Annotated in this window: 30 protein-coding genes and 1 tRNA gene; 10 read left to right on the forward strand and 21 right to left on the reverse strand. The window is 67.7% G+C overall.

Annotation, left to right across the window (positions count from 1 at the left end):
- Positions 1-654 carry an MOSC domain-containing protein gene (locus ACFVTM_RS11890; RefSeq protein WP_390203649.1) on the reverse strand — a complete coding sequence of 218 codons (654 nt, stop codon included), beginning with the start codon at positions 652-654 and terminating at the stop codon, positions 1-3.
- A gap of 126 nt (positions 655-780) precedes the next feature.
- On the opposite strand from ACFVTM_RS11890, the gene ACFVTM_RS11895 reads away from it, so the two are divergent.
- Positions 781-1,980, forward strand: coding sequence for an acyl-CoA dehydrogenase family protein (locus ACFVTM_RS11895; protein ID WP_390203650.1), 1,200 nt, complete (start codon positions 781-783; stop codon positions 1,978-1,980).
- 25 nt (positions 1,981-2,005) lie between these two features.
- On the opposite strand, the gene ACFVTM_RS11900 is transcribed toward ACFVTM_RS11895, so the two are convergent.
- The 6 genes from ACFVTM_RS11900 to ACFVTM_RS11925 all read right to left on the reverse strand — a co-directional run bounded on the left by ACFVTM_RS11900 (position 2,006) and on the right by ACFVTM_RS11925 (position 8,985).
- Positions 2,006-2,767 (reverse strand): SDR family oxidoreductase, encoded by a 762-nt coding sequence (locus ACFVTM_RS11900; RefSeq protein WP_390203651.1) that lies wholly within the window; start codon positions 2,765-2,767, stop codon positions 2,006-2,008.
- 94 nt (positions 2,768-2,861) lie between these two features.
- Positions 2,862-4,220: a glycosyltransferase 87 family protein gene (locus ACFVTM_RS11905; protein ID WP_390203652.1), complete on the reverse strand. Its 1,359-nt coding sequence runs from the start codon at positions 4,218-4,220 to the stop codon at positions 2,862-2,864.
- Positions 4,221-4,321: 101 nt separating this feature from the next.
- Positions 4,322-5,695, reverse strand: coding sequence for an MFS transporter (locus ACFVTM_RS11910; RefSeq protein WP_390203653.1), 1,374 nt, complete (start codon positions 5,693-5,695; stop codon positions 4,322-4,324).
- A complete protein-coding gene (locus ACFVTM_RS11915) occupies positions 5,692-6,219 on the reverse strand; it encodes a winged helix-turn-helix transcriptional regulator (RefSeq protein WP_390203654.1) in 528 nt (175 codons plus the stop codon). The genes ACFVTM_RS11910 and ACFVTM_RS11915 overlap by 4 nt, the downstream gene beginning before the upstream one ends.
- Before the next feature lie 145 nt (positions 6,220-6,364).
- On the reverse strand, positions 6,365-7,582 hold the full coding sequence (locus ACFVTM_RS11920) for a cystathionine gamma-synthase (RefSeq protein WP_390203655.1): 1,218 nt from the start codon (positions 7,580-7,582) through the stop codon (positions 6,365-6,367).
- Positions 7,583-7,599: 17 nt separating this feature from the next.
- On the reverse strand, positions 7,600-8,985 hold the full coding sequence (locus tag ACFVTM_RS11925; protein WP_390203656.1) for a cystathionine beta-synthase: 1,386 nt from the start codon (positions 8,983-8,985) through the stop codon (positions 7,600-7,602).
- Positions 8,986-9,115: 130 nt separating this feature from the next.
- On the opposite strand from ACFVTM_RS11925, the gene ACFVTM_RS11930 reads away from it, so the two are divergent.
- Positions 9,116-10,249 (forward strand): SLC13 family permease, encoded by a 1,134-nt coding sequence (locus tag ACFVTM_RS11930; protein ID WP_390203690.1) that lies wholly within the window; start codon positions 9,116-9,118, stop codon positions 10,247-10,249.
- Between the two features lie 42 nt (positions 10,250-10,291).
- On the opposite strand, the gene ACFVTM_RS11935 is transcribed toward ACFVTM_RS11930, so the two are convergent.
- Positions 10,292-10,720 carry a VOC family protein gene (locus ACFVTM_RS11935; protein WP_390203657.1) on the reverse strand — a complete coding sequence of 143 codons (429 nt, stop codon included), beginning with the start codon at positions 10,718-10,720 and terminating at the stop codon, positions 10,292-10,294.
- Positions 10,721-10,898: 178 nt separating this feature from the next.
- Here ACFVTM_RS11935 and ACFVTM_RS11940 point away from each other — a divergent pair, with 178 nt between their 5' ends.
- The gene (locus ACFVTM_RS11940; RefSeq protein WP_390203658.1) at positions 10,899-11,879 is read left to right on the forward strand and encodes a DNA-3-methyladenine glycosylase family protein; all 981 of its coding nucleotides are present in this window, start codon (positions 10,899-10,901) and stop codon (positions 11,877-11,879) included.
- A gap of 12 nt (positions 11,880-11,891) precedes the next feature.
- On the opposite strand, the gene ACFVTM_RS11945 is transcribed toward ACFVTM_RS11940, so the two are convergent.
- Entirely contained in the window at positions 11,892-13,580 is a 1,689-nt protein-coding gene (locus ACFVTM_RS11945) for an AMP-binding protein (protein ID WP_390203659.1), read from the reverse strand.
- 111 nt (positions 13,581-13,691) lie between these two features.
- Here ACFVTM_RS11945 and ACFVTM_RS11950 point away from each other — a divergent pair, with 111 nt between their 5' ends.
- Entirely contained in the window at positions 13,692-13,970 is a 279-nt protein-coding gene (locus tag ACFVTM_RS11950) for a putative quinol monooxygenase (RefSeq protein WP_390203660.1), read from the forward strand.
- A 121-nt stretch (positions 13,971-14,091) separates the two neighbouring features.
- Here the strand turns inward: ACFVTM_RS11950 and trxA are convergent, their stop codons facing one another.
- Entirely contained in the window at positions 14,092-14,502 is a 411-nt protein-coding gene (gene trxA / locus ACFVTM_RS11955) for a thioredoxin (protein ID WP_390203661.1), read from the reverse strand.
- A 78-nt stretch (positions 14,503-14,580) separates the two neighbouring features.
- Positions 14,581-15,126 (reverse strand): acyl-CoA thioesterase, encoded by a 546-nt coding sequence (locus ACFVTM_RS11960; protein ID WP_390203662.1) that lies wholly within the window; start codon positions 15,124-15,126, stop codon positions 14,581-14,583.
- 155 nt (positions 15,127-15,281) lie between these two features.
- Between ACFVTM_RS11960 and ACFVTM_RS11965 the strand changes: the two genes are divergently transcribed.
- Positions 15,282-15,716, forward strand: coding sequence for a hypothetical protein (locus ACFVTM_RS11965; RefSeq protein ID WP_390203664.1), 435 nt, complete (start codon positions 15,282-15,284; stop codon positions 15,714-15,716).
- A gap of 112 nt (positions 15,717-15,828) precedes the next feature.
- Here ACFVTM_RS11965 and ACFVTM_RS11970 read toward each other — a convergent pair whose 3' ends face one another.
- The 3 genes from ACFVTM_RS11970 to ACFVTM_RS11980 form a co-directional block, all read right to left on the reverse strand.
- Entirely contained in the window at positions 15,829-16,371 is a 543-nt protein-coding gene (locus ACFVTM_RS11970) for a GNAT family N-acetyltransferase (RefSeq protein ID WP_390203666.1), read from the reverse strand.
- Positions 16,372-16,444: 73 nt separating this feature from the next.
- On the reverse strand, positions 16,445-16,858 hold the full coding sequence (locus tag ACFVTM_RS11975) for a DUF1801 domain-containing protein (protein WP_390203667.1): 414 nt from the start codon (positions 16,856-16,858) through the stop codon (positions 16,445-16,447).
- Positions 16,842-17,573 carry an MgtC/SapB family protein gene (locus ACFVTM_RS11980; RefSeq protein ID WP_390203668.1) on the reverse strand — a complete coding sequence of 244 codons (732 nt, stop codon included), beginning with the start codon at positions 17,571-17,573 and terminating at the stop codon, positions 16,842-16,844. The genes ACFVTM_RS11975 and ACFVTM_RS11980 overlap by 17 nt, the downstream gene beginning before the upstream one ends.
- Before the next feature lie 179 nt (positions 17,574-17,752).
- Here ACFVTM_RS11980 and ACFVTM_RS11985 point away from each other — a divergent pair, with 179 nt between their 5' ends.
- Entirely contained in the window at positions 17,753-18,190 is a 438-nt protein-coding gene (locus tag ACFVTM_RS11985; RefSeq protein ID WP_390203669.1) for a DUF1810 domain-containing protein, read from the forward strand.
- Between the two features lie 77 nt (positions 18,191-18,267).
- Here the strand turns inward: ACFVTM_RS11985 and ACFVTM_RS11990 are convergent, their stop codons facing one another.
- The 3 genes from ACFVTM_RS11990 to ACFVTM_RS12000 form a co-directional block, all read right to left on the reverse strand.
- Positions 18,268-19,419 (reverse strand): EAL domain-containing protein, encoded by a 1,152-nt coding sequence (locus ACFVTM_RS11990; protein ID WP_390203670.1) that lies wholly within the window; start codon positions 19,417-19,419, stop codon positions 18,268-18,270.
- Positions 19,416-19,592 (reverse strand): DUF1059 domain-containing protein, encoded by a 177-nt coding sequence (locus ACFVTM_RS11995; RefSeq protein ID WP_390203671.1) that lies wholly within the window; start codon positions 19,590-19,592, stop codon positions 19,416-19,418. Before ACFVTM_RS11995 ends, ACFVTM_RS11990 begins: the two co-directional genes overlap by 4 nt.
- 153 nt (positions 19,593-19,745) lie before the next feature.
- Positions 19,746-20,339 (reverse strand): DinB family protein, encoded by a 594-nt coding sequence (locus ACFVTM_RS12000; RefSeq protein ID WP_390203672.1) that lies wholly within the window; start codon positions 20,337-20,339, stop codon positions 19,746-19,748.
- Positions 20,340-20,458: 119 nt separating this feature from the next.
- Here ACFVTM_RS12000 and ACFVTM_RS12005 point away from each other — a divergent pair, with 119 nt between their 5' ends.
- Entirely contained in the window at positions 20,459-21,013 is a 555-nt protein-coding gene (locus ACFVTM_RS12005) for a LysM peptidoglycan-binding domain-containing protein (protein WP_390203673.1), read from the forward strand.
- A gap of 256 nt (positions 21,014-21,269) precedes the next feature.
- Here the strand turns inward: ACFVTM_RS12005 and ACFVTM_RS12010 are convergent.
- Together ACFVTM_RS12010 and ACFVTM_RS12015 are read right to left on the reverse strand one after the other, a co-directional pair.
- Positions 21,270-21,351 (reverse strand) — tRNA-Tyr (locus ACFVTM_RS12010).
- A gap of 150 nt (positions 21,352-21,501) precedes the next feature.
- Positions 21,502-21,756 carry a hypothetical protein gene (locus ACFVTM_RS12015; RefSeq protein WP_390203674.1) on the reverse strand — a complete coding sequence of 85 codons (255 nt, stop codon included), beginning with the start codon at positions 21,754-21,756 and terminating at the stop codon, positions 21,502-21,504.
- 197 nt (positions 21,757-21,953) lie between these two features.
- Between ACFVTM_RS12015 and ACFVTM_RS12020 the strand changes: the two genes are divergently transcribed.
- Positions 21,954-22,445 (forward strand): YajQ family cyclic di-GMP-binding protein, encoded by a 492-nt coding sequence (locus ACFVTM_RS12020; RefSeq protein WP_390203675.1) that lies wholly within the window; start codon positions 21,954-21,956, stop codon positions 22,443-22,445.
- Between the two features lie 222 nt (positions 22,446-22,667).
- Here the strand turns inward: ACFVTM_RS12020 and htpX are convergent, their stop codons facing one another.
- On the reverse strand, positions 22,668-23,537 hold the full coding sequence (gene htpX, locus ACFVTM_RS12025) for a zinc metalloprotease HtpX (protein WP_390203676.1): 870 nt from the start codon (positions 23,535-23,537) through the stop codon (positions 22,668-22,670).
- Between the two features lie 68 nt (positions 23,538-23,605).
- Entirely contained in the window at positions 23,606-24,877 is a 1,272-nt protein-coding gene (locus ACFVTM_RS12030) for an MFS transporter (RefSeq protein WP_390203677.1), read from the reverse strand.
- A gap of 99 nt (positions 24,878-24,976) precedes the next feature.
- On the opposite strand from ACFVTM_RS12030, the gene ACFVTM_RS12035 reads away from it, so the two are divergent.
- Both ACFVTM_RS12035 and ACFVTM_RS12040 read left to right on the forward strand, forming a co-directional pair.
- On the forward strand, positions 24,977-25,444 hold the full coding sequence (locus ACFVTM_RS12035; protein WP_390203678.1) for a Fur family transcriptional regulator: 468 nt from the start codon (positions 24,977-24,979) through the stop codon (positions 25,442-25,444).
- A 40-nt stretch (positions 25,445-25,484) separates the two neighbouring features.
- Positions 25,485-25,699, forward strand: a 215-nt coding sequence (locus tag ACFVTM_RS12040) for a catalase (protein WP_390203691.1), incomplete at its 3' end; no start/stop codon positions are given.

Here is a 25,699-nt window from a genome sequence, read left to right on the forward strand (position 1 = left end):
TTAGACCCCGAGCCGGCGCTCCAACTGTTCGAATCTCTGGAGGTACTCGGGCTGCAGGCGGATCTGGCCGTCGGCGTCGGCGTCGCGCAGGGCCTCCATGTCCTCCAGGGAGGGATCGGAGAACCACTTGGCGATCGTCACGCCGTGGGCGGGGACGAAGAGCCGGTGGATGTGGTCGCCGGCCTCGATGCTGCCGGTCCGGACCACCCGGAGATAGGTGCCCACCCTGCCCGCATCGCTGAACCGCTTGACCCAGTGCGGCTCCCCCATCCGCCGCTGGAACGTGGCGCACGGGACGCGCGGGGAGGTGACTTCCACCTCCACGTCCAGTCCGATTTTCCAGCGTTCGCCGATCACGGCGGTGGAGGCGTTGAGGCCCGTGATCCGCAGATTTTCGCCGAAGATGCCCGCCGGCATGTCCCGCCCGAGCTCGACGGCCCAGAAGTCGGCGTCGTCCTGCGAGTACGCGTAGAGCGCCTGGTCCTCGCCGCCGTGGTGGATCCTGCTGGCCTGGACATCACCGCGCAGGCCGAGTTTGTGGACCCGGACCGGGCCCTCCACGGCGCGCTTGTCGATCGCTGTGACCCCGACGCTGCCGGGATCTTCCAGCAGCTGGTGAACCCTGCAGACAGCAAGGACAGATGCGGTTTCCATGGCACCAGTGTAGGCCTGCGGCGGGCACCGGACCGGGCACAGGCGCCGCAGTCCGCGCGGGGACCCTGGGCCCGCGCGGGGCCTTGCGGGGCGCGGCCCCGCAGGGCGCCGCCGTAGGATGCTGGCATGAGCAATGAGGCTGGCATTCCCGGTGGTCCCGACGTTTCCGATGTCCTGGCGATCGATTCGCTGCTGAGCGCGGAGGAGCTCGCAGTGCGCGAGCGCGTCCGTGATTTCACGAACCAGCGGATCCGGCCCGAAATCGCCGGCTGGTACGAGGACGCCGTGTTCCCCCTGGACCTCGCCCCTGAACTCGGCGAGCTCGGCGTGCTCGGCATGCACCTGGAGGGCTACGGCTGCCCCGGCCGCTCCGCCGTCGAATATGGCCTCGCGGCTATGGAACTCGAGGCCGGCGATTCCGGTGTCCGCACGTTTGTCTCCGTGCAGGGCTCGCTCGCCATGACTGCCATCCACAAGTGGGGCTCCGAGGACCAGAAGCAGGAGTGGCTCCCGCGGATGGCCGCCGGCGAGCTGATCGGCGCGTTTGCCCTGACCGAGCCCACCGCCGGATCCGATCCGGCGTCCATGAAGACCTTTGCCCGCCCCGACGGAACGGGCAGCGACGCCGGCTGGATCCTGGACGGCGCCAAACGCTGGATCGGGCTCGCGTCCGTGGCCGATGTGCTGGTGGTGTGGGCCATGACCGACGACGGCGTGCGCGGCTTCCTGGTCCCCGCCGGCACCGCGGGCGTCACCGCGACGCCGATCGGGCAGAAGCTCTCGATGCGTGCCTCCATCCAGTGCGACATCACGTTCGACGCCGTCCGGCTGGGTCCGGAGGCGCTGCTGCCGGCCGCGCAGGGGCTGCGGGGCCCCTTCTCCTGCCTCAACGAGGCCCGGTACGGGATCGCGTGGGGTGCGATGGGTGCGGCCCGGGATTCCTACGAGTCCGCCCTGGCGTATTCCCAGCAGCGGCTGCAGTTCGGCAAGCCGCTGGCCGGATACCAGCTCACCCAGGAGAAGCTCGTGAACATGCTCCTGGAGATCCAGAAGGGCACCCTGCTGGCCCTGCACCTGGGCCGGCTCAAGGACGCCGGCACGCTGCGCCCGGAGCAGATCTCGCTGGGCAAGCTGAACAACGTGCGGGAGGCGCTCGGCATTGCCCGGGAGGCCCGCACCATCCTCGGCGGCAACGGCATCACGCTGGAGCATTCCCCGCTGCGGCACGCCGCCAATCTGGAATCCGTCCGCACCTACGAGGGCACCGACGAGGTCCACACCCTGGTCCTGGGCCAGCACATCACCGGTCTCCCCGCCTTCCGCTAGGCCCGCGCGGGAGTTCTGGCCGGGCTCAGGCGGAGAAGCCGCCGTCGGCCTTGACCAGCTGCCCGGACATCCAGCGGCCCTCCGGCGAGAGCAGGAACGCGACCGTTCCGGCCACGTCCGCCGGGGTGCCCAGCCGGCCGCCGGGGTGCCGCCGGGCCAGTTCGTCCCGGAGCGGCCCGTCCATCCAGCCGGTATCCACCGGTCCCGGGTTCAGGACGTTGGCGCTGATCCCGAGCGGGCCGAGTTCCCGGGCGGCGGCGATCACGATCCGGTCCAGGGCGCCCTTGGATGCGCCGTAGGGCAGGTTGAAGGCGGTGTGGTCGCTGGTCAGGGCCACGATGGCCCCGCCGTCGGGACCGGCCTGCCGGGCGAAGGCGGCGATCAGCTGCCAGCTGGCACGGGTGTTGACGGCGAAGTGCCGGTCGAAGCTTTCCAGGGACGTGTCCAGGATGCCGGAGTCCACGGACTCGGCGTGGCTGAGCACCAGGCCCTCCAGGGTTCCGGCCTCCGCCGCGGCGGCGGCCATCAGCCGGTCCACGGCCTGCGGATCCTGGAAATCGGCCGGCAGGGCCACGACGGCTGCGCCGATCGCCTGCAGCTCGGCGGTGAGGCGTTCGACGTCGTCGGGCTGGACTCCCCACGGCATCCGGGCGTCGTAGTCCTGCCAGTACGTCAGGACGAGGTCCCAGCCGTCCGCGGCGAGGCGGCGCGCGATGCCGGCGCCGATTCCGGCGAGCCGGCCGACGCCGGTGACAAGGGCCGTCTTGCGCGAAGTCGAGGAAGCCATGCCGAACAGCCTAGCCGTGGCAGCCGGCCCGGCGCCCATGAAGAAGAGGTGCCTACAAAGAGGTGCCTACAAAGCGGTGCCTACAAAGAGGTGCCTACGAAGAGGAAGAAGAGGCTGCGGCCCGGACGTCCCCCTCAGCAACCGGCTCGGATGCAAGGTCGAGTCCCGGCGCCAGCGAGTCCCGCCGCAAGGCCACCAGCCAGCACACCAGCAGGGCCAGGGCGCAGAAGACACCGGCGCTGGAGGCCATGATCCACAGGCCGGGCGTCTGGATATCAAGGTTTTCCGCGCCCAGGGCGGTGCCAATAGTCTTCGGCGAGAACAGGAACACCAGGATCGAGATGCCCAGCACGCCGCCCATGGTCCAGCGCATCCCGGCGTAGCGGCGCGGGCTTTCCCGCAGGGTCCAAGCGAAAGCCGGGAAGACGGCCGCGACCCACACCCAGTGGTGGGACCAGGAGACCGGGCTGATCAGCAGCATGGTGAGTGCGGTCGCCGAAACCGCGACGACGCGGGCGCCCTGGTCGCTGGCGGCCTGGATCACGGCTGCGCCCAGGCCCACCACCGCCAAGCTCAGCACCAGCCACGGAACGGTGACGTGCGCCTCCGGGACACCGAAGTGCAGCAGGGCGCCCTTGAGGGACAGGTTGTCCACGTAGCCCGCTCCCCCCATCCGGGAGGTATCCGGCAGCATTTCGAGCCAGAACTGCAGGGATTCGGCGGGGCGGATCAGCCAGCCGACAACCACGGTGGCGGTGAAGCCGGCAGCCATGTTGCCCAGTCCGCGCCAGTCCTTGCGGACCAGGAAGTACAGACCGAACACCAGGGGCGTCAGCTTGATGCCGGCCGCGACGCCCACCAGGAAGCCGCTGCCGGGGAAACCACGGGTCCAGCGCGGGTTGCGGGCCAGCAGGTCCACGGCGATCAGGCCCATCAGGAGGGCGTTGATCTGGCCGAACACCAGGGTCTCGCGCCACGGGCCGAGGTTGAGCACCGCCAGAGCCAGGACGGCGGCGGCCCAGACGTTGCCGGGAGCCTGGAAGGTGGCGCGCCAACTGCTTTTGGCGTTCCAGTACCGGACCGCGCGGACCGTGGCCAGGATTGCCACGCCGGCGCCGGCCGCGTTGAACAGGGTCAGCGCCGCCGTTTGCGGCAGCCGGGCCAACAGGCCGAAGACCATGGCGGCGAACGGCGGGTAGGTAAACATCAGTTTCGGCCCGCCTGCCCAGTCCACATTTCCCGCGTACAGCTGCGACGGCGCCGCGCCGGCGTCGTTGAGGATCTTGCCGCCGTACCAGTAGACGCTGAAGTCCAGGCCTTGCTTGGCCCAGACGCCGAGCGAGACCCAAATGAAGTAGCCCACCCCGGCGATGGCCAGGAGGGTGGAGAGCCGGATCAGCTGCGGGACGGGTGACGGCCGCGCCGGGCTGCGGTCGGAATCGAGCACTGACATGAATTCCCCAATCGGGCTGCTGGTGAGACGCTGGCCGTTTGGTCGGTTCCGTCCGGGGCGGCGGAAACGCGCCCTCGCTGTCGGGTCAGTCTACAGAACAGCTACGCCGGGACCGGGATGGACTCCGGTTTCCGGGCGTCCTTGCGGATGGTGGCGCTGATGACGGCGGCGATGGTGCACATCGCGGCGGCGGCAAACCAGGCGTAGGTGTACTGGCCGGTGGCGTCGCGGACCGCCCCGGCCGCCAGGGCCGCGGCGGCCGCGCCAAGCTGGTGGGCCGCGAAGACCCAACCGAACACAACGGACCCGTCGGCGCCGAACACCTGGCGGCAGATCGCGGCGGTCGGGGGTACCGTAGCCACCCAGTCCAGGCCGTAGATGACGACGAACACGATCATGCTGGGCTGGACGGTGGCGCTGAGCAGCAGCGGCAGGACCAGCAGCCCGATCCCGCGGAACTGGTAGTAGACGGCGAGCAGGATCCGGGGGTTGAAGCGGTCCGTAAGCCAGCCGGAGGCGATGGTGCCGACGATGTCGAAGAGTCCGACGATGGCGAGCAGGCCCGCCGCGGTGGTTTCCGGCATGCCGTGGTCATGGGCGGAGGGGATGAAGTGGGTGCCGATCAGCCCGTTGGTGGTCGCGCCGCAGATCGCGAATCCGGCCACGAGGGCCCAGAAGGTGCGCACCTTGCTGGCCCGTTTGAGGACCTGCAGGGCGCGGACGGCGGCGTTCCGGCGGGGCGCCGCCGCTGCCGGCCCGGTCGCTGCTTCCGCGGTTGTTGCCGCCCCGGCGTCCGAATCGGTGTTCATCTCAGCGTTCATCTCCTCGGCCGGCGGCGTCGCCCCGTAAGGCAGCACGCCGACCTCGGCCGGTGAATTCTTCAGGAACATCAGCACCAGCGGCACCACGGCCAGCGCGCCGGCGCCGATGAGGAGCGAGGCCTGCCGCCAGCCCGGGTCCTGGGCCAGGAGCGCGATGAAGGGCAGGAACACGAGCTGTCCGGCGGCGCTGCCGGCGGTGAGGATGCCGATCACGAGTCCCCGGCTCTTGGCGAACCAGGTGTTGGCGATGGTCGCGGCGAAGACCAGCGCCATGGACCCGGTGCCGAGCCCGATCAGCAGCCCCCACGTCAGCAGGATCTGCCAGGACTGCGTCACGAGCACCGTCAGGGCGCTGCCCGCGCCGATCAGCACGAGTGCCACGGCGGTGACGGCGCGGATGCCGAAGCGTTCCATGAGGGCCGCCGCGAACGGCGCCGTGAGCCCGAAGAGCACGAGGTTGATGCTGACCGCGGCGGACAGCACAGTGGTGGACCAGCCGAACTCGTTCTGCAGCGGCACCATCAGCACACCGGGCGCCGCCCGGAACCCGGCAGCGCCGACCAGCGCGAGGAAGGCCACGGCAGCGACGATCCAGGCCGGGTGGATGCGGCGGCGGACCGGCGCGGGGGTCATGGTGGTCTTGGGGGCGCTCATGCGGCGGTTCCGTTCTGGGGGTGGGCAGGGGCTTCCGTGCCGGCCGAGGCCAGGGGCACGGGGTCAGCGGTGCGGGTGAGGCTGTGCCAGCTCGTGTTCGAAGCCGTCAGGGGTTCCCCGCAGGCCGTGCAGGTATCGGCCGAGGAGGTCCTCTCCCCGCAGGCGCTGTGAATGACGAACATGTGCGCCTGGCCGGAAGGAGCCGGGAGGTGCTTTTCGGCCCAGATCACGACGGCGTTGAGCACCGGAAGGGCGTCTTCGCCCTTGGCGGTGAGGACGTATTCCTGGCGGGTGCGGCCGCCGTCGTCGTAGGGCCGCCGGGTGAGCAGACCGGCTTCCACGAGCCCCGCGAGGCGCTTGGTGAGCACGGAATCTGCAGCCCCCAGCCTCTGCTTCATGGCCTCGAAGCGGCCGTTGCCGAAGAACACCTCACGCAGGACGAGCATGCTCCAGGGATCGCCAAGGATGTCGAGGCCGCGGGCCATGCTGCAGGTCCGCTGGGACCAATCGGATCGGAGTGCCATGCAGCCACCCTAGCTGACTCTCTTAAAGAAAGCTAGGGTGGCTGGGTGGGTGAAACGGGAAGACATGACACCTGTACCGCGTGCGGCCGGCGGCCGCTAAGTTGCCGGTTTCCAGTTAGTCGGTTTCCAGTTAGTCGGCGTCCAGTTAGTCGGCGTCCAGGGCGGACAGTGCTGCGTCGAGGTCGGCGATCAGGTCCTCCACGTCCTCGATGCCGCACGAGAGCCGGACCAGGTTGACCGGCACGGCCAGTTCGGTGCCCTTGACCGAGGCATGCGTCATTTCCGAGGGGTAGTTCATCAGCGATTCGATCCCGCCCAGGGACTCGGCCAGCGTGAAGACGGAGGTCGATTCGGCCACCTTGCGCGCCGCGGCCTCGCCGCCCTTGAACTGCACGGAGATCATGCCGCCGAACTTCTTCATCTGCTTCTTGGCCAGCTCATGACCCTGGTGGGAGGGCAGGCCCGGGTACAGCACGGCCTCGACCTCGGGGCGCTGCAGCAGCCATTCGGCCACGGCCTGGGCGTTGTCGCTGTGCCGGTCCATGCGCACGCCGAGGGTTTTCAGACCGCGGGTGGTCAGGAAGGCGTCCATCGGCCCGGACACGGCGCCGACGGCGAACTGGACGAACCCGATCTTCTCCGCCAACTCCGGGTCATTGACCACGATCGCGCCGCCGACGACGTCGGAGTGGCCGCCGATGTACTTGGTGGTGGAGTGCACCACGATGTCGGCGCCGAGGGCCAGCGGGGTCTGCAGGTACGGCGAGGCGAAGGTGTTGTCCACCACCAGGAGCGCACCGGCGTCGTGCGCCACTTTGGCGAGGGCCTCGATGTCGGTGATCTTCATCATCGGGTTCGACGGCGTCTCGACCCACACCAGGCGGGTCTTGCCGCCGTCGCCGACGGTGCTGTCGGCGGTGCCGCCTGCAGCGACGGCGGACGCGACGGCGTCGAGGTCGGACATGTCCACCGGGGTGTTGCCGATGCCCCATTGCCCCAGGACCCGGCTGATGAGCCGGTACGTTCCGCCGTAGGCGTCGTTGCCGAGCACAATGTGGTCCCCGGGGCGGGTGAGGGCGCGGATCATGGAGTCCTCGGCGGCCAGGCCTGAGCTGAAGGAGAACGCGGCGGTCCCGCCTTCCAGGGCCGCCAGCTGCTCCTGCAGCGAGTCACGCGTGGGGTTGGTGCCCCGGCCGTACTCGTACCCGGCGCGCAGCCCGCCGATGCCGTCCTGGGCGTAGGTGGACGAGAAGTGCACGGGCGGCACCACCGCGCCGGTCCGGGGCTCAAACGCCTGGCCGGCGTGGATGGCGCGGGTGTTGAACCCCTGGCTGTGCGAGGAAGAGTTTTCTGGCTGAGACATGGGACTCCTTGAACTGGTCAGTTGCTGAGGTAGGCGAGGAGGTCGTGGCGGGTCAGGATCCCCACCGGAGCGCCGACAAAGGTCACCATGAGGGTGTCGGCGTCGGAGAGGAGTTCGCGGGCGGTCGAGATCGATTCCAGCGAGCCGATCACGGGGAGGCGGGCCTCCATGTGTTCGGAAATCTTGTCCGAAAGCTTGGCCTCGCCGCGGAAGAGCTTGGCCGTGAGGGTGCGTTCGTCCACGGCGCCGAGCACCTCGCCCATGACCACGGGCGGTTCCTGGGACAGGACAGGGATGTGCGAGACCCCGTACTCGTTCATGATGTTGATGACATCGCGGACGCTCTCGTTGGGGTGGATGTGCACGAGGTCCGGGAGTTCACCGGTCTTGGCCTTGAGGACCTCGCCTACCGACGCCTCGTCCCCGCTGGCCAGGAAGCCGTAGGAGCGCATCCACTGGTCGTTGAAGATCTTGGCCAGGTAGCCGCGGCCGGAGTCCGGCAGGATGACCACCACGACGGCGTCCGCCGGGAGGTCCTTGGCGACCTCCAGTGCCGCCACGACGGCCATGCCTGAGGACCCGCCCACCAGCAGGCCTTCCTCGCGCGCCAGCCGGCGCGTCATCGCGAAGGAATCGGCGTCGCTGACGGCAATGACGTCGTCCGGGACGGACTTGTCGTAGTTGGCCGGCCACATGTCCTCCCCGACGCCCTCGACAAAGTACGGCCGGCCCGTCCCGCCGGAGTACACCGAGCCCGCGGGGTCCGCGCCGATGATCTTCACCACGCCGCCCTCGGCCTCGGGCCGCTTTGCGGAAACTTCCTTGAGGAACCGGCCGGTGCCGGTGATCGTGCCGCCGGTCCCGGCGCCGATCACGCAGTGCGTGATGAGCCCGTCCGTGTCGTTCCAGATCTCGGGGCCGGTGGATTCATAGTGGCTCGCCGGCGCGGCCGGGTTGGAGAACTGGTCCGGCTTGTACGCGCCCGGGATCTCCGTGACGAGCCGGTCGGAGACGCCGTAGTAGCTTTGCGGGCTGTCCGGCGGGACGGCGGTAGGTGTGACCACCACTTCGGCGCCGTAGGCCTGGAGCACGGCCCGCTTGTCCTCGCCGACCTTGTCCGGCACCACGAAGATGCAGCGGTAGCCCTTCTGCTGTGCCACGAGCGCCAGGCCAACCCCGGTGTTGCCCGATGTCGGCTCCACGATCGTGCCGCCGGGCAGCAGCTGGCCCGTGCGTTCGGCCTCCTCGATCATCTTGGCCGCAATGCGGTCCTTGATCGAACCGCCGGGGTTCAGGTATTCGAGTTTCACGAGGACTGTGGCTGCGATGCCGTCGGTCACGTGGTTGAGTTTGACGAGCGGCGTATGGCCGATGAGGTCCAGGATGGACTGGGCGTACTTCATAGGTACAAAGTTACCGTCTCCGGCGCGGCAGCCACGTCGGCGCGGCCACGGCTCCAGGAGGTGCGACGATTAGCCGGTGAAGAGGATCGCCCGGCTGAAGAAGCTCAAGAGCTATGCGCTGCCCGCAGGCATGCTGCTGGCCGGGTGTGTGGCCCTGGCGACCGGGTTCCTGCCGGTTCCTGCCTTCCAGGAGCTCGCAGCGCGGACTGTACCGGTGCTGGCGTTCGTGGTGGCGATGTCCCTGGTCACCGAGCTCGTGGACGAGGCCGGGCTCTTCCGCGTGGTCACCGAGCGGCTGGCCGCCCTGGGCCGTGGCCGGGTCCTGCTCCTGTGGTTCCTCGTCATTGCCCTTGCCACCGTTTCCACGGTGTTCCTGTCGCTGGATACGACGGCGGTGCTGGTGACTCCCGTCGTCGTGCTACTGGCCATTCACGCCCGCATTCCGCCGTTGCCGTTCGCGCTGACTACGGTCTGGCTGGCGAACACGGCCTCGCTGCTGCTCCCGGTCTCCAACCTGACCAACCTGCTGGCGCAGGACCGGCTCAAGCTCAGCCCCGCGGCCTTTGCGGCGCTGGTGTGGGCGCCGGCCCTGGTGGGCATCCTGGTGCCGCTGGTGCTCCTGTGGCTGGCGTTCCGCAAGGATCTGCGCGGCAGGTACGGGCCGCAGCCGGTCCACAAGGTGCGGGACCGGGTGCTGCTCTACGCGGCATCCGGCGTCATGGTGGTCCTGCTGCCGGCGCTTGTCTCCGGGGTTCCGGTGCAGATCCCCGCGCTCGCGGCGGCCGCGGCCCTGCTCCTGCTGTTCCTCTGGCGGCGGCGCTCGGTCTTGCGCTGGTCGATGATTCCGTGGCGCCCGCTCATGCTCACGTCCGGGCTGTTCATGGTGGTGGAGGCGCTGCACGCCAACGGCCTCACCCGGTTCCTGTCCGGGATCGCCGGCACGGGCGAGAGCCTGCCGGCGCTCCTGCAGCTCGCCGGCCTGGGCGCCGGGGCAGCCAACGCGGTCAACAACCTGCCCGCCTATTTGGCCCTGGAACCGGTGGCAGGATCCCCGGCCCGGCTGGCGGCACTGCTGATCGGCGTGAACCTGGGCCCGCTGGTGACCCCGTGGGCGTCCCTGGCAACGCTGCTGTGGCACGAGCGGCTCCGCGCCCTCAACGTGGAGATCCGCTGGGGTGGCTTCGCCTTGGCCGGCATCGTCGCCGTCGCCCTCACTGTCCCGTTGGCGGTGGTGGCGCTGTGGCTCACCACGGGGATGCACTGAGGTTCGCGGCACTCCAGGCAGCATGGCCGACAGCGTCAGGCCTCAGGCGCCGATGTCGTTCCCGGGGTCCGCGGCGGCAGCGCCTCCCTCTGGCGCGGCGTTCTGCCAGAGCCCCACGATGTTGCCTTCGGTGTCCTTGAAGTACGCGGCCCAGCCCATGGTGCCAACTTCCTGCCGGGGGCTGACCGTGGATCCGCCCAGCTCCTGGATTTTCTGCAGCGACTCGTCGATGTCGTCAACGTCGATCGTGACCACCGGGGAATTAATGGTCCCTTCCCGGCGGAACATGCCGCCGTTGATGGCGCCCGGAGCCGAAGGCATCCCCTGTTCGTCCGTCTCCGTGGTCTGGATCATGGTGTATTTCAGCTCCGGCACCGGATTTACCTTCCAGCCGAACGCCGACCTGTAGAACTGCCCCGCACGGACCTCATCGTCGGCGGGGATTTCGAAGTGCACAACTCCTCGGGCCATTTACGCTCACCTGACATTCCGGAATGTGGGACCAATGTGGGACCAGAGGCCGGGCGCGGGCGGTCCACGCCTCAACGGGAGTGTAGCCCCGCGGCCCGTCCCGGCTAAGGGCCGTACGGCCCATGCTCCGTTCAGGGCAGATGCGGCCGCTGTCAGGGGAACATGGGAACATGTTCGAATGACCGTTGCAGACGTCCCCGCTGGCCTTGCCGCCGCGGCGGACGCCTCATTGCGCTGGCATCCGGGCGGCCCGTTCGATTTGATGCAGACCATCGGCCCGCTCATGCGTGGCCACGGCGACCCGTCCATCCGCACCGCCCCGGACGGGGTCTGGCTCGCGTTCACCACGCCGCATGGCCCGGCCACTTTGCGCCTGGCAACCGCCGGGCCACGGGCGGACCCGGCAGTGGACGCGCAGGCCTGGGGTCCCGGAGCGGCCGACGCCATCGATTCCGTGCCGCGCATGCTCGGGAGCGGGGACGACTGGTCCGGCTTCGACGAGCCCGCGTTCCACGCCACGCTCCCCCGCATGGTGGTTGAAGCCCGACGCCGGAACCTCGCGCTGCGGCTGCCCGCCACCGGCCGGATCATCGACTCACTGGTGCCGACCATCCTGGAGCAGAAGGTCACCGTCATCGAGGCCCGCCGCGGGTACCGCTACCTGATGTACCGCTTCGGGACGGCGGCACCGGGTGCCGGCACCGTCGCGCCCGCCAATCTGCTGGTCCAGCCGACGGCGGGGCAGTGGCTGCACATCCCGTCCTGGGAATGGCACCAGGCCGGCGTGGGCCCGCAGCGCTCGGCAACCATCATGCGGGCCCTGCGGTCCGCCGTCGCGCTGGAACGGCTCGCCGCCCTCCCGGCCGCGGACGCGGCCGCCAAGCTGCAGACCCTCCCCGGGATCGGCGTGTGGACGGCGGCGGAGGTGGTGCAGCGCACGCACGGCTGCCCGGACTCGATCGCGGTGGGCGACTACCACCTTGCGGCCTACGTGGGCGCGGCGCTGACCGGCCGCCGGACCGATGACGCCGGCATGCTCCGGCTGCTGGCCCCCTGGGCAGGGCACCGGCAGCGGGTGGTCCGGATGATCGGCCTGAGCGGCTTCCGGAAACCGACGTTCGGGCCGCGCATGACCATCCAGGACCACCGCCGCCACTGACCCGCGTCGCTTTCAGTCGGCGGCAGAGAGACCCAGCCGGGCCGCGGCCTCCTGGCGCATGTCCACCTTGCGGATCTTGCCGGAGACGGTCATCGGGAAGCTCTCGCGGACGTCCACGTAGCGCGGGATCTTGTAGTGCGCCAGCCTGCCGCGGCAGAACTCGGCCAGGCCGGCGGCGTCCAGCGGGGCGGCGCCGGGTTTAAGGATGACGCAGGCCATCAGTTCCTCGCCGTACTTGGCGTCCGGGACGCCGATCACCTGCACGTCCTGGATGTCCGGGTGGGAGTAGAGGAATTCCTCGATCTCCCGCGGATAGATGTTCTCCCCGCCGCGGATCACCATGTCCTTGATCCGGCCCTCAATCACGATATAGCCGTCCGCGTCCATCCGGGCAAGGTCCCCGGTGTGCATCCAGCCGTCGGCGTCGATCGCCTCTGCGGTCTTGTCCGGCTGGTTCCAGTACCCGCGCATCACGGCGTAGCCGCGCGTGCAGAGTTCGCCGATGCCGCCAGGCTCCAGCACGTCCCCCGTCACCGGGTCCACGATCCGGCTCTCCAAGTTCGGCATGGTCCGGCCCACGGTCTCGGTCCGCTGGGCCATGGTGTCCACGCTCCGGGTCATCGTGGACACCGGCGAGGTCTCCGTCATGCCGTAGCAAATGGCGACGTCGGTCATGTTCATCTCGGTGATGACCTTGTTCATCACCTCGATCGGGCACAGTGATCCGGCCATGACACCGGTGCGCAGCGTCGAGAGGTCGTAGGAGGCGAAGTCCGGCAGGGCGAGCTCGGCGATGAACATGGTCGGCACGCCGTACAGCGAGGTTCCGCCGAAGTCCTGCACGGCCTCCAGCGCCGCGGCCGGCGAGAACGCCCTGCCCGGGATGATGGTGGCAGCGCCGTGGCTGAGGGCCGCCAGGTTTCCGATCACCATGCCGAAGCAGTGATAGAACGGCACCGGGATGACCACGCGGTCGTGTTCGGTGTATCCCAGCTGCTCGCCGATCGAGTAGCCGTTGTTCAGGATGTTGTGGTGCGTCAGCGTGGCGCCCTTGGGGAAACCCGTGGTGCCCGAGGTGTACTGCAGGTTGATGGGATCGTGCGCGTCCAGTTCCGCCATGCGCGCTTTTAGGACGGAATGTGCGACGTCGTCAGCCCGCTTGAGCAGTTCGGCGTACGTGCGCTCCGCCTCGCTGCCGGGGTCGCCCGCGCTCAGCCCGTCCAGTCCGGCATCGGGGAGGAAAACCAGCTCGCGCAGATCCGGACACACCGCCAAGGCCTGCCGCGCCATCCCGGTATAGTCGCTGTTCCTGTCCGAGGGCGCGGTGACCAGCATGCGCATTCCGTTCTGCCGGACCACGAACTCGAGCTCGTGGCTGCGGTAGGCGGGGTTGACGTTGACCAGGATCGCCCCGATCTTCGCGGTGGCGTACTGCAGGATGGTCCATTCGGCGCAGTTGGGGCTCCAGATGCCGATCCGCTCGCCCTTCGCGACGCCCAAGGCGAGGAGCGCACGCGCGAGGCGGTCGACGTCGTCGTTCAGCTTGGTGTAGCTCCACCGCCGGGCCTCTCCGCCGGGCACGGCGGCCGCCTCGATCAGGGCGTCCTGGTACGGGAACCGCGCCGCGATCCGTTCGAAGTTCGCACCAATGGTCTCCTCGAGCAGCGGGACGTCAGTGTCCCCGGCTGTGTAAGCACGCATGGTGTGACGCTACCAACTGACCGGAGGCAAAAGAAGAGCAAAGCTTGGAAGTCCTATGAAATCTTGGGTCATCTTCCGGCCCCGCCGCAGCGGCCCGGTAGGGTAATTGCCATGACTGCACCCGTTGACCTTCAGGCCATTTTCATCCCCAACGACGGCGAATTCTTCCGTGTGAAGCTCGCCCTGGACATCGCAATTGACGAGGTAGTCAACGAGCCCGGTTGTATCCGCTATGAGCTCACCGAGGCCAGCGAGGACAAGCTCGTCCTGACCGAACGCTGGGCCAGCCAGGCGGACCTGGACAAGCACTCCAAGGGCACGGCCGTCCAGGACCTGAACGAGTCCCTCAGCGCGCTGCTGGCCGAGCCGGTCAAACTGGAAACGCTCTAGGCGCCCCGCCTCTTCACGGCCGCCACAACAAACCCGGGGCCACTCCGCGCCCACCCTCAAGGGATTTATGGCGCGGAGTGACCCCGCGTTGTTTTAAGTACCCAAATCAGGCTGTGGAGCCTCAGGCTTCGGGGATCTGGGTCCCGTCCTGCTTGGCCTCTGCGGCGGCCTCGGCCTGGGACCGGGCCACATGGGCGTGGACTTCCTCCATGTCCAGGGCCTTGACGGCGTCAACCACCTGCTCCAGCTGCTGGGCGTTCAGGGCGCCGGGCTGGGAGAACACCAGGACCTTTTCGCGGAAGGCCATCAGCGTGGGGATCGAGGTGATGCCGGCCTCGGCGGCGAGCTGCTGCTCGGCTTCGGTGTCCACCTTGGAGAAGACAACGTCCGGGTGCTTCTCGGAGATCGCTGAGTACGTGGGTCCAAACTGCTTGCACGGGCCGCACCATTCGGCCCAGAAATCGACGAGGACAATGTCGTTATCCTCGACTGTCGATGCGAACTGTTCACCTGTGATGTCTACGGTAGCCATGAGTCAACGGTACGGGAGCGGCCGCGGATTGTCCCCGGCATTACGCTGTTGGCACATCCGGGCGGGCGGGTACGGAGGTTACGCCCAGGCGTGCGGGGCCGGACGCCTGGCACCGGGCAGGGCGTTGGTTTCGCGCCATTCGTGGATCCACCCGGGCAGTTCCAGATCCGCCGGCGGCGCGCCAAACTCGCGGATGATTTCGTCCTGGCTGACGGGTTTGCCCTTGCTGACCAGCCGGGTGGCGATGTAGGCGCGCGCGTAGACCTCGCCGTCCACCACCATCCGCTGCTCGAAGTAGATGGCTTTCGCGTCCAGGCCGATGATCCTCGATTCGATGGTGTACCGCTGCCAGAGCTGCAGGGAGCGGCGGAAGGCGATGGTCTCCCCCGCCGCCACCGGAGTCCAGCCGCGGCGGCGCATTTTCTTCCAGGTTCCGCTGCGTGCCATGAGATCGAAGCGCCCAAGGTCCATCAGCGAGAAGTACATGCCGTTGTTGACGTGCATGGCGATGTCGATGTCAGTGGGCAGGACCCGCAACGGCAGCGACGAGTTGTCCCAGATGCTCAGCGGTGAGCGGCGCGAGGACGTGAACAGCAGGAGGAGGGTACGGAACAAGAGGTGCATGAGGCAATGTTACCCACGGGTAACAATGCCTGCCAAGGGATATTGACCGGCGCGGATCGTGAGGAACATAATCGGAATCGGTACTAGCTTCGTGACACGACTGCGCCGACCATCAGGCCGACGGCAGAGCATTCAAACGGAAAGCGGTCGGCATTATGAGTACTGTCCATCATCCTGTCGCTTCGACTGGCTGGACCGGTTGGGTCCGCTTCGCCGGAGTCATTCTGATCATCAACGGCGTCTTCAGCGGCCTTCAAGGACTCGTCGCGCTCACCGGACCGGACACCTACTACCTATCGACGCCGGGAACGCTGTTCCTCTTCGATGCGAAGGGGTGGGGCTGGTGGAACCTGGCGATCGGCGTGTTCTTGATCCTCACCGGCGTCGCGCTGTTCTCCGGTGCGACGTGGGCTCGGGTGGTTGGCGTCATCGTGGCCGGTATCAGCGCGATAGGGCAACTGATGCTCATCCCGCTGCAGCCGTGGTGGGCCTTCATCGTCATCGCCATGAACGTGCTGATCATCTACGCGATCATCGCCCACGGCGAGGAACTGAAGGCTGAACAGGCACCCCCGGCAAGCACTCCGTAGGACGCCTCAGCGCTCAGTCCGCGGCGCAGGTCCGGCACCCAGAGTTCAACATGGTGCAGCGCACCGAAGTCCGCAGGCGCAATCGGAACAGGTGCAGCCGGAACAGTTGCCATCAGTAGAGGATCCGCTGGAACAGGACGTGGTCTTGCCATGAACCGGCAATCTGAAGGTATCGGGGCGCCAGTCCGATCTCCTCAAAAGCGGCCCGTTTCAGGATCCGCTGTGACGCGGCGTTGTGCGGGAGGGTGGCGGCCTGCAGCCGGTGCAGGCCCAGCTCCGTCCGCGCGGCGTGGACCGCAAACTCCAGCGCGGCCGAGCCGATCCCCCGCCCCGTCATGTCCTTGTCCACCCAGTAACCGAGGTGGGCGCTGAGGAAAGGCCCGCGGACAATCCCGCTGACGTTCATCACGCCGACGATGCGGGAGTCTTCCACCAGAACCCAGGGCACGTCCGATCCCGCGATGAACAAACCGAGCTTGGACTCAATGCTGGCGGCCTGTCGGTTGGCGGTGAAGAAATCCTCGGACCGGCGCGGCTCCCAGGGCGCCAAGTGCTCCCGGTTCCGCAGGTAGGCGTCCGCCAAGGGGCCGGCGTCGTGCCTGCGCAGCACCCGAACCCGCACAGTATCCGTCAAGGCGACGCTTTTCTCGGTCATCCGCAGACTCTAACCGCCATCAGGAACGGCTTCAATTGCGGCCCGCTGCAGCGGCCCGTTTAGCCAACCACACCTATCGGCCCGGCTTGAGTTTCCGCCAGCCGCCGGCCCGGTTGTCCGCAATGATTTGCCGGAACATCGCCGTAAGGGCCTGTACGGGGATGGCATCGCCCTGCCGGAATGCGACGGTGCGGGCGGTCTTGTTGTCGTGCCCGGCGGTGATGATGCCGTCCGGGTCCGGGACTATCCCGCCGTCGTACAGAAAAACGTTCACGTGGTCCTTGGCCGCCAGGAACGCGCAGATGTTGCCGTCAAGGACGAAGTAGGGCTGCTTGGTGCGCTTGATGGTCTCGGCGACCGCCGGGTCGGCGGCATGGACCAGTTCACGCACGTGGACGCAGATATCCTGCTGCCAGTCCGGGAGTGCCGCAATGAACGCGTCAACCCGGGGGTCTCGTCGCTCCAGGTTTTCAGGCGCTGTCGTCATCGTCGTCCTCATTAGGGTCCGAGCCGAGCACGGTGACAGTCTTCACGCCGGGCACTTCCAGAAGCGACGGAACGAGCTCCCGCAGAGGTAGGTGGCCATGGAAACGGATGTTCATGAGTACGATCGGTTTTTGTTCGCTGCCCGATTTTTTGGTGCTCAGGATCGATGAGCTGAAGCCCATGTTGGTGGCGACCTCCAGCACTTGCCGCAGCACTCCCTGGCTGTCCGCATAGCCCAAATGAAGGACCCGGTTGGTGTCCGGCGTGGGAATCTTTCGCACGGCGGGAGACACCACATACAGGGTGATGAGGTGGAAGGCGGTCAGCGAAATCCCCAGGGACAGCATCCCGGCCCCGCACGCCATGCCGACGGCGGCCGAAACCCAAATACTGGCGGCCGTGGTGAGGCCCCGGACCACGTTCCGCCCCTTAAAAATGACCCCCGCGCCGAGGAAGCCGATGCCGCTGACAATTTGGGCTGCGATACGGGACGGGTCCAGTGTGGCCCCGGGCGCCTGGGCGTAGGCGAAGCCGTAGGCGGAGATCAGGGTGAAGGTGCACGATCCGAGGCCGACCAGGACGTGGGTGCGGTACCCCGCGCTCTTCTGCCTGACCTGCCGCTCGACGCCGATGAGGGAACACAGGACAAATGTCGCCAGCAGGAGCCCGACTTCCACCAGCGTGGTCCCGGTGAACAGTCCAAATGCGTCGCGCATCCCGCCCTCCGACTCGGCATCAACTCTCGAAGTTGATACTACCGCCGCCCCCTGCCGGGGAGTAGGCGCTCCCGCTTCGTTGACATGGCGCCGGCACGGCTCTCGTCCTGCCCTGCCACGCCCTCTGTCACAGCGCTGCCCACTGTCACAGCGCCCGCCGGCGACGTAGCCTAGCGAGAATGGAAGACCCTTACGATCTTGAACGGTTCGTGATTGCCCAGGACTCCGGCGGAACCTACGGACATGCGGTGGCCGAGTTGAGGGCGGGCATGAAGAGGAGTCACTGGATGTGGTTCGTTTTCCCCCAGATCGCGGGCTTGGGCCACAGCGAAACCGCCCGCAGATACGCCATCTCATCCCTGGACGAGGCACGGGCCTACTACCGGCACGACGTCCTGGGCCCCCGCCTGCGCGAGGTTGCCGCTGTGGTGGCTGCTTTGGAAGGGCGGTCTGCTGTGCAGATATTTGGCGGCATCGACGCCCGGAAACTGCACTCGTCCATGTCGCTGTTCGATCTGGCCGCCCCCGACGAAACAGTGTTCCGCGACGTCCTGGACCGCTACTTCGATGGCCAGCCGGACCCCGCCACCGGGCAACTGCTGGAAGGGCGGCTTTAGTACCGGGGCATGCCCGCAGAGGCGTGCGGGCGCGGAGATGCCGACGGCGATCAATAGGGCGGACCGCCGGCGGAGGGTCAGCTGTCCGCCGCGGCCAGGGCCGTGATCATCCGCTCCATGCGGGCGACGCCGGCAAAGCGGCCGGCGTTGTCGGTCACCAGCAGGGGGTCAAACCGACTGGCCTGGGCCCGCGTCATGCAGCGCGCCAGCGCCTCGCCGATCGGTGTGTCCAGATTGACGCGCATTCCCGGGCTCACCATGCCCATCGCTGCCGCGGCGGGATCGAGCACCGCGACCGGCCGCAGGTGGTCCCCCATCAGCACCACCGACTGCAGGCCAGGGTCATCATTAAAGGCGGCTGACGCGCCCACTGTGCTCGCCGCCGTCGTCGCCGGTTCCGCGATGTCCCGAATAATGCTCCGATGCGTGACCGGGGGTTTGGACGCCAGACGGTGGGCGACGTCAAGATCCATCTGGACCCACGCCGGTCCCGGCCGGGCCAGACAATACCCCTGGACGAGGGGCACGCCGAGTGCGACCAGGGCGTCCAGTTCCTCCACCCGTTCCACTCCCTCGGCCAAGATCCAGGCATCGACCCGGCTGGCGAAGGTTCCGAGCATGGAGATCAGGGCGCGTTTGGCCTCGTCACGGTCGAGGTCCTGGACGAGTTCACGATCGATCTTGATCAGCGAGGGCCGCAGCGCCAAGAGGTGGCGGAGCCCCGCATAGCCCGCTCCGGCGTCGTCGACGGCGATCAGTGCACCGGCGGCGCGCAGCTGGTTGAGGTCGGGTTCGAGCTCCAGGTAGGAGTCGATCGGGGTTTGCTCCGTCAGCTCGACCACCAGTCCGCCGAGGTTTCCCTGGCCTCGCCAGATCTCGCGGATCTCCTCCGTGAGCAGCAGCTCCGGTGAGACGTTGAGGGTCAGGAAGCAGTTCGCAGGCAAGTCGGGACGTGCCGCGAGTGCCACCCGCAAGGCCACTGCCTCAAGCTCGGCGGCCAGGCCATGCGTGCGTGCGGCGGCAAACCACACTTCAGGATTCTTTTCGGCGAACCCCGGAAATCGTGCCAGCGCCTCGTAGCCCACCACCGTGCCGCGGGCAGTATCCACGATGGGTTGGTAGGTCGCGGAAAGGCCAACACCTCGGCAGGCGGCCGCCAGGTTCTCTTTCCAATCCGGGCCCGGAACGGCCCCGGGTTCGGGCGGGAGGCCGCCTGCCTCGTGAATCAACTGACGGGAACGATGGCTCTGTGGACGGCCTGCACGACGTCGGCCGGCAGCTCCTCCAGCCCGTGTGCCGACGCAGCGTGAGCGGCGACATTGACCAGGATTTCATCTTCCGTACCGCACACCCAGCGGGCTTCACAACCGGGAACCACATCACCACAGGCAAACGACTTCACGAAGGCTCCTTCTTCTTCAACAGCGGACCGGACAACAGTACGATGGCGCCGCCCCAAAAACTGAGATTGTGCTTGCAGAAAACTGTGCGGCGTTGCCGACAGTCATTCGCCCGCTGCTGTCGGCGCTTTGTCGGCGCTTGGTGCCGGCCCTCGCTAACTTTTGGCTGCCCCGGCACCGGCGGCGACGGCGGCCGCCTCGATGCGGGCCCGGTGGCCAGCCCACTCCTCGGGTGTCCGGACCGAAAGGTTCGGATCCCCGGGGCGCTGGCCGGCACTGCCGTCGATGAGCTCGCGCAGGATGTCCGCGTGGCCGAGGTGATGGGCCGTCTCCACACACATGTGCACGAGGATCTGCTGCAGGGTCACGTGCCTGCGCTCTTCCGGCCACCAGGGCACGACGCCTGGCGCGTCCAGGGCGAGTTCATCGATGGTGGCGTCGCTGTGCTCGGCGGAGCGCCGGTGCAGTTCGGCGATCTGCTCCCGCGTTTCGCCGGGGGCAGCCCACAAGTCGGCGTCGGGCTCCGCGGCCTCGGCAAACCACGGCAGTTCCAGGTCGCTGGGCCGGCCAAAAACCTCGCCAAAGTAACCGAGCTCGACGCTGGCCACATGCTTGACCAGGCCGAGCAGGTTGGTTCCGGTGGGAGTGAGGGGCCGGCGTGCGTCGTACTCGCTGAGCCCTTCGAGCTTAGCCAGCAGGCTGGCCCGCCGCGTGCGCAGGTAGGTGTGCAAGATCGCCTTTTCGTCCATGACCGGCACTATACCCAACCCCAGGCTGCTGCCTGCGGAAAACCAGATTTTATCAATCGTGTGGAATAATCGACGCCAACGGGCCTCGGGGGGAGGCTCCGAATGACAGGACACCCGACGTGAGTCACGGTTCCGGCGTAAAGCGCGTCCGGCCCGCCGCCGCAGTTCTCCTTGCTGCGGCCCTTGCCGGCCTGCTGACAACCTGCGATTCCGGCGTGGGCGCCTCCGGCGGATCCCCGGCAGCCTCTCCCCCTGCAACGACTCCGGCGCCCGCGGGCCTGCAGGGGACGACCGAAATGAACGGGTTCTTCCAGCCGATGCGCTACACGGTTGTCGACGGCGACACCTGGGAAGGCATCGCCGCCCACTTCCGGATGACTCCCGATATCCTCAGGAGCTTCAATGAATCCGGTTCTGTTGCCGCCGGAGAGGTCATCGATCTCAAGGGTGTGGACGTGCCCCAGCTTGGGGCCGGCGGACGCGTGACCGGGCAGGACGGGCAGGGACGGCTCCTGTACGAGACCATCGCAGGAGACACCCCGGCGGGCATAGCGAGCCGCTACGGCGTCCCGCTCTATGCGCTGCGGATAGCCAATCTCAACCTCCTGACCGGCCACGAGTGGATACCGCCCGCCGGCACCACGGTGACCATCCCGAACCCGCCAACGGACTGAGCCCGCGGATCCTCGGCGGGCCCTTGGGTCATGGGGCGCCGGCTCGATCCAATCACCGCCGGTCGCCGAACGGGGCGCCTTTGGGCACGATTCCGGCCCTTGGGTCCGGTGTCCGCGGCGTGTCCGTGGCAAAGTGCCCCCCGGGCCGCATTCGGGACTTACTCACGTTTGGGGTCGGGGCCCGAATTTGGGGCCTCGGAAGTCCGGGCAAAGAAAAAGCCTCCGGAACCAATTGGTTCCGGAGGCTTTCCAAGGGTGGCAGATGAGGGATTCGAACCCCCGTAGGCGTTGCCAGCTGATTTACAGTCAGCCCCCTTTGGCCGCTCGGGTAATCTGCCGAACTTCAAAAGAAGATCACTCGCGGTTTCCAGTCCCAGAACGCCTGTTTCCAGTCCGTTCCGCTTCCAGCACCCGCGGGCAAGACAACTTTACAGAACTTCTGCCGAAGAATCGAATCGGCGCCCGAGAGGGCCAAAATCCCCGGAAATTCAGGCCTCTCCGAGAATGCGCCCGGCCAGCCGTTCCTCGAATCGTGCCGCTTGCTCCGCCGTGACCTGGTTCAGCTGGACGGCGCGGGCCAGGTCCGCGTGGACACCGTCCATGCGGGATGACGAATCGGCGGCCGGGCTCAGGATGATGGAGGCCGCCAGCGCGGCGGCGGCAACGGACGTCGCCGTCGTCGCCAGGGTGCTGGCAGCGGCGGCGGTGGTGCGGGTGACGTAGCGGACGGCCTTGTGTTGCATGTTCTTGCCTTTCAGCTGAGGTTCCAACCCTTGCAACTCTGGCCGCCCCGGCTTCGTTCCCGCCGTGATTGAGCTATGAGCGGACTGTGAAACGTCGCCAACCCGGCCAGGAGCCACATCCGGGGCATCCGTACTAGGCTGGAATGCAGAGATCCAGGGCTCACTTGAGGCCCCCGGCAACCATCAGGAGGACAGTCATGGCAGGCGAATCCACGTTCGACGTCGTCAGCAAGGTAGACAAGCAGGAAGTCGCCAACGCGCTGAACCAGGCGCAGAAGGAAATTGCGCAGCGCTACGACTTCAAGGGCGTCGGCGCCGAGGTTGATTTCAGCGGCGAGAAGATCCTCATGAAGGCCAACTCCGAGGAGCGCGTCCTGGCGGTCCTGGACGTGCTGCAGTCCAAGCTCATCCGCCGCGGCATCTCCCTGAAGTCCCTCGACACCGGCGAGCCCTATGCCTCCGGCAAGGAGTTCCGGCTTGAGGCCTCCATCAAGGAGGGCATTGCCCAGGACCTCGCCAAGAAGATCAACAAGCTGATCCGGGACGAGGCCCCCAAGTCGGTCAAGTCCCAGATCCAGGGCGACGAGCTCCGGGTGACGTCGAAGTCCCGCGATGACCTGCAGGAGACCATGAACCTGTTGAAGAACTTCGATGAAGCCGACCTGCAGTTTGTGAACTTCCGCAGCTAGCGGCCGGTCCGCTGCGCTCGATTCCTCACGACGCGCATAAGGGACGGCGACACCGGAATTCCGGTGTCGCCGTCCCTTTTTCGTGTCACGGAACAAGCCGCGCGTCGCCAGCCAAGCCGCGCGTCGCCAGCCAAGCCGCGCGTCGCCAGCCAAGCCGCGCGTCGCCAGCCAAGCCGCGCGTCGCCAGCCAAGCAGGGAACGGCCAGCCCTGCCTCGAACGGTCTAGCCGAGCGGACGGCCCGCCATCCGCTCCAGCCGGCCGATCCGCTCGGCCATCGGCGGGTGGGTGGAGAACAGCTTGGCCACGCCTGCGCCGCGGAACGGGTTGGCGATCATCAGGTGCGAGGCGTTGACCAGCCGCTGGTCCTGCGGCAGCGGCGCCAGCTGGACACCCTGCTCGATCTTGCGCAGGGCGGAGGCGAGCGCCAGCGGATCGCCGGTGAGCGAGGATCCGTCCTCGTCGGCGTCGTACTCCCGGGTTCGCGAGATGGCCATCTGGATCAGGGACGCGGCGAACGGGGCCAGCAGCGCCATGGCGATCGCGGCGAACGGGTTCCCGTTGCGGCGGTCCCCGCCGCCGAACAGCAGCATCATCTGCCCCACCGAGGTGATGACACCGGCGACGGCGGCGGCCACCGACGCCGTCAGGATGTCCCGGTTGTAGACGTGCATCAGTTCATGGCCCAGGACGCCGCGCAGTTCGCGGGCGTCCAGGAGCCTCAGGATGCCCTCGGTGCAGCACACGGCAGCGGTCTTGGGGTTCCGGCCGGTGGCGAAGGCGTTGGGCGCCATGGTGGGCGAGACATAGATCCGAGGCATCGGCTGGTTGGCCCGGGTGGAGAGCTCGCGGACGATCTGGTAGAGCTGGGGCGCCTCGGCCTCCGTGACGGGGTAGGCCTGCATGGACCGGATGGCGATCTTGTCGCTGTTCCAGTAGCCGTAGGCCGTGGTGGCGATGCCGATCAGGGCCATGATCACGATTGGCGCGGTGCTGCGCGTCCCGGCGGCGATGAATGCCCCCAGGCCAAGCAGGACGGCCCACAGGACTCCGAACAGGGCCGCGGTTTTCAGTCCGTTGTGATGCTTGTGCACTGGTCCTCCTAAAGCCCTGTACTTCCCGATGTCCCGTACTTTGATGACGTATCAATAAAAACGAACCGCTACGGTACCGGGTTCCGCGCGTCGTACCGCAGGAATCCGGACTGCCGGCGGGCCAGCGTCCAGGCCACGGCAATGCACAACACCCCGCCGAACAGCAGGACCCATCCCTCGTTCAAAAGTTTAGTCGCGCCGCCGGCCAGCATGTCCCCGATCCGGGGCCCGCCGGCTACGACCACCACGAACACGCCCTGCAGGCGCCCGCGCAGGTGGTCCGGGGTGGAGGCCTGCAGGATGGTGGTCCGGAAGACGGCACTGACGGAATCCGCGATCCCGGCGAGGGCGCAGCACAGCGCGGCGGGCAGCAGCCACACGGTCGCGCCGCCGTCGCCGGACCGACCCGCGAGGACAACCACCAGGCCCAGCGCCGCGATTGAGGCGCCCCAGCCCATCACGGACCACACCACGGCGGCACCCTGCCGGCGAACGCCGCCCAGCGGCCCAGAGAACAATCCGGCCAGGAAAGCACCCACGGCCGTGGAGGCCAGCAGGATGCCCACTGTTGCCTCGCCGCCGCCGATCATGAGCGCACCGATGGCGGGCAGCAAGGCCCGCGGCTGGGCAAAGATCATGGCCACGAGGTCGATCACGAAGGTCATGCGGACGTTGGGCCGGGTGCCAAGGAAACGGAAGCCCTCGAGCACGGACCGCAGTCCGGCCGGCTTGGCATGCTGCCCGGGAGGCATGGGCGGCAGCTTGAGCAGCGCCCAGAACGCGAAGGCGAAGGTGACGACGTCGATCGTGTAGGTCCAGCCGAACCCGATCCACGCCACGAGCACGCCGGCCAGCAGCGGACCGGCCGTCATGGTCAGGCCGAAGGTCATCATGCTCAGGGCATTGGCGGCCGGCAGCAGCTCCTTGCGCACGAGGGCGGGGATGATGGCGCTGCGGGCCGGCTGGTTGATGGCCTGGGCGCCGCTCTGCACCGCCACGATCGCGTACAGCAGCCACACATTGCCCACCTGCATCCATGCCTGGAGCGCCAGTGCGGCGGTGCTCAGCCAGAGCACGGACGAGGCCAGGAGGGCGACGGTGCGGCGGTCGTGGGCGTCCGCGATCGAGCCGCCCAGGAGGCCACCGAAGATCAGGGGCACGAGGGCGAAGATGCTCAGCAGCCCCACATAGAGGCTGTCCTGGGTCAGCCGGTAGACCTCGAGGCTGACGGCCACCAGCGTCAGCTGGCTGCCCAGCGCCGAGACGGCTGAGCCCAGCCACAGGCGGCGGAAGGCGGGACTTTCGCGCACGGGGGTGATGTCCGCCAGAAGATTCTCCACCGGGCAACTCTAGCGGCGGCCGGGGACACGCTGTGACACGGAGACATTGTTAGCCCTGCCTTATTGTGAGGCAGTCATAATAAGTGCTTCAATGAGGGTATGACGGATTCCTCGGGCACCCACGATGCATGGGCAGCCGCCCTGCGTGCCCACGGCCGCCGGGTGACCAAGCAGCGCCTGGCCGTGCTGGCCGCCGTCGAACATCATCCGCATTCCCCGGCGGAGACGATCCTTGCCGCCGCCCGGCAGGAATTGCCGGACCTGACCGCCCAGTCCGTCTACGTGGTCCTGGGCGACCTCACCGATCTGCACATGCTGCGCCGGTTCGAACCCCCGCACTCCCCCGCGCTGTACGAAACGCGGGTGGGCGACAACCACCACCACGCCGTCTGCATCAGCTGCGGCCGTGTGGAGGACGTCGAATGCGCAGTGGGCCACGCGCCCTGCCTGACCCCGCACTGGGACGCCGACGCCAAGCCGATGACCATCCAGATCGCGGACGTGCTGTACCAGGGCATCTGCCAGGACTGCCAGCGCACCCAACAGCTTCCCTCCGAACGAAACTAAAAAACCCAACCAAAGGAGAACGATGACTCAGAACATCTCTGTGCCCGCAGTGTCCACGACACAGTCCGGCGCCCCCGTCACTTCCGACGCCCATTCCAAGTCCGTCGGTGCCGACGGCGCGATCATCCTGACCGATCACTACCTGGTCGAGAAGCTCGCACAGTTCAACCGCGAACGCGTCCCGGAGCGCGTCGTGCACGCCAAGGGCGGCGGCGCCTTCGGCAGCTTCAAGACCACCGAGGACGTCTCGAAGTA

This window comes from Arthrobacter sp. NPDC058130 (assembly GCF_042884475.1).
Lineage (GTDB): Bacteria > Actinomycetota > Actinomycetes > Actinomycetales > Micrococcaceae > Arthrobacter.

Bases quoted from the DNA above. Each gene is read 5' to 3' on its own strand.
- ACFVTM_RS11980 (WP_390203668.1), bottom strand. From the start codon at position 17,573: ATGCGCGACGCATTTGGACTGTTCACCGGGACCACGCTGGTGGAAGTC.
- ACFVTM_RS11930 (WP_390203690.1), top strand. From the start codon at position 9,116: ATGCTGCTGGCCGGGTGTGTGGCCCTGGCGACCGGGTTCCTGCCGGTT.
- ACFVTM_RS12035 (WP_390203678.1), top strand. From the start codon at position 24,977: ATGACGGATTCCTCGGGCACCCACGATGCATGGGCAGCCGCCCTGCGT.
- ACFVTM_RS11910 (WP_390203653.1), bottom strand. From the start codon at position 5,695: ATGAGCGCCCCCAAGACCACCATGACCCCCGCGCCGGTCCGCCGCCGC.
- ACFVTM_RS12015 (WP_390203674.1), bottom strand. From the start codon at position 21,756: ATGCAACACAAGGCCGTCCGCTACGTCACCCGCACCACCGCCGCCGCT.
- trxA (WP_390203661.1), bottom strand. From the start codon at position 14,502: ATGGCTACCGTAGACATCACAGGTGAACAGTTCGCATCGACAGTCGAG.
- ACFVTM_RS11900 (WP_390203651.1), bottom strand. From the start codon at position 2,767: ATGGCTTCCTCGACTTCGCGCAAGACGGCCCTTGTCACCGGCGTCGGC.
- ACFVTM_RS11890 (WP_390203649.1), bottom strand. From the start codon at position 654: ATGGAAACCGCATCTGTCCTTGCTGTCTGCAGGGTTCACCAGCTGCTG.
- ACFVTM_RS11985 (WP_390203669.1), top strand. From the start codon at position 17,753: ATGGAAGACCCTTACGATCTTGAACGGTTCGTGATTGCCCAGGACTCC.
- ACFVTM_RS11895 (WP_390203650.1), top strand. From the start codon at position 781: ATGAGCAATGAGGCTGGCATTCCCGGTGGTCCCGACGTTTCCGATGTC.
- ACFVTM_RS11970 (WP_390203666.1), bottom strand. From the start codon at position 16,371: ATGACCGAGAAAAGCGTCGCCTTGACGGATACTGTGCGGGTTCGGGTG.
- ACFVTM_RS11925 (WP_390203656.1), bottom strand. From the start codon at position 8,985: ATGAAGTACGCCCAGTCCATCCTGGACCTCATCGGCCATACGCCGCTC.
- ACFVTM_RS11920 (WP_390203655.1), bottom strand. From the start codon at position 7,582: ATGTCTCAGCCAGAAAACTCTTCCTCGCACAGCCAGGGGTTCAACACC.
- ACFVTM_RS11945 (WP_390203659.1), bottom strand. From the start codon at position 13,580: ATGCGTGCTTACACAGCCGGGGACACTGACGTCCCGCTGCTCGAGGAG.
- ACFVTM_RS11935 (WP_390203657.1), bottom strand. From the start codon at position 10,720: ATGGCCCGAGGAGTTGTGCACTTCGAAATCCCCGCCGACGATGAGGTC.
- ACFVTM_RS11905 (WP_390203652.1), bottom strand. From the start codon at position 4,220: ATGTCAGTGCTCGATTCCGACCGCAGCCCGGCGCGGCCGTCACCCGTC.
- ACFVTM_RS11975 (WP_390203667.1), bottom strand. From the start codon at position 16,858: ATGACGACAGCGCCTGAAAACCTGGAGCGACGAGACCCCCGGGTTGAC.
- ACFVTM_RS12020 (WP_390203675.1), top strand. From the start codon at position 21,954: ATGGCAGGCGAATCCACGTTCGACGTCGTCAGCAAGGTAGACAAGCAG.
- ACFVTM_RS11965 (WP_390203664.1), top strand. From the start codon at position 15,282: ATGAGTACTGTCCATCATCCTGTCGCTTCGACTGGCTGGACCGGTTGG.
- ACFVTM_RS11915 (WP_390203654.1), bottom strand. From the start codon at position 6,219: ATGGCACTCCGATCCGATTGGTCCCAGCGGACCTGCAGCATGGCCCGC.
- ACFVTM_RS11940 (WP_390203658.1), top strand. From the start codon at position 10,899: ATGACCGTTGCAGACGTCCCCGCTGGCCTTGCCGCCGCGGCGGACGCC.
- ACFVTM_RS11960 (WP_390203662.1), bottom strand. From the start codon at position 15,126: ATGCACCTCTTGTTCCGTACCCTCCTCCTGCTGTTCACGTCCTCGCGC.
- ACFVTM_RS11950 (WP_390203660.1), top strand. From the start codon at position 13,692: ATGACTGCACCCGTTGACCTTCAGGCCATTTTCATCCCCAACGACGGC.
- ACFVTM_RS12000 (WP_390203672.1), bottom strand. From the start codon at position 20,339: ATGGACGAAAAGGCGATCTTGCACACCTACCTGCGCACGCGGCGGGCC.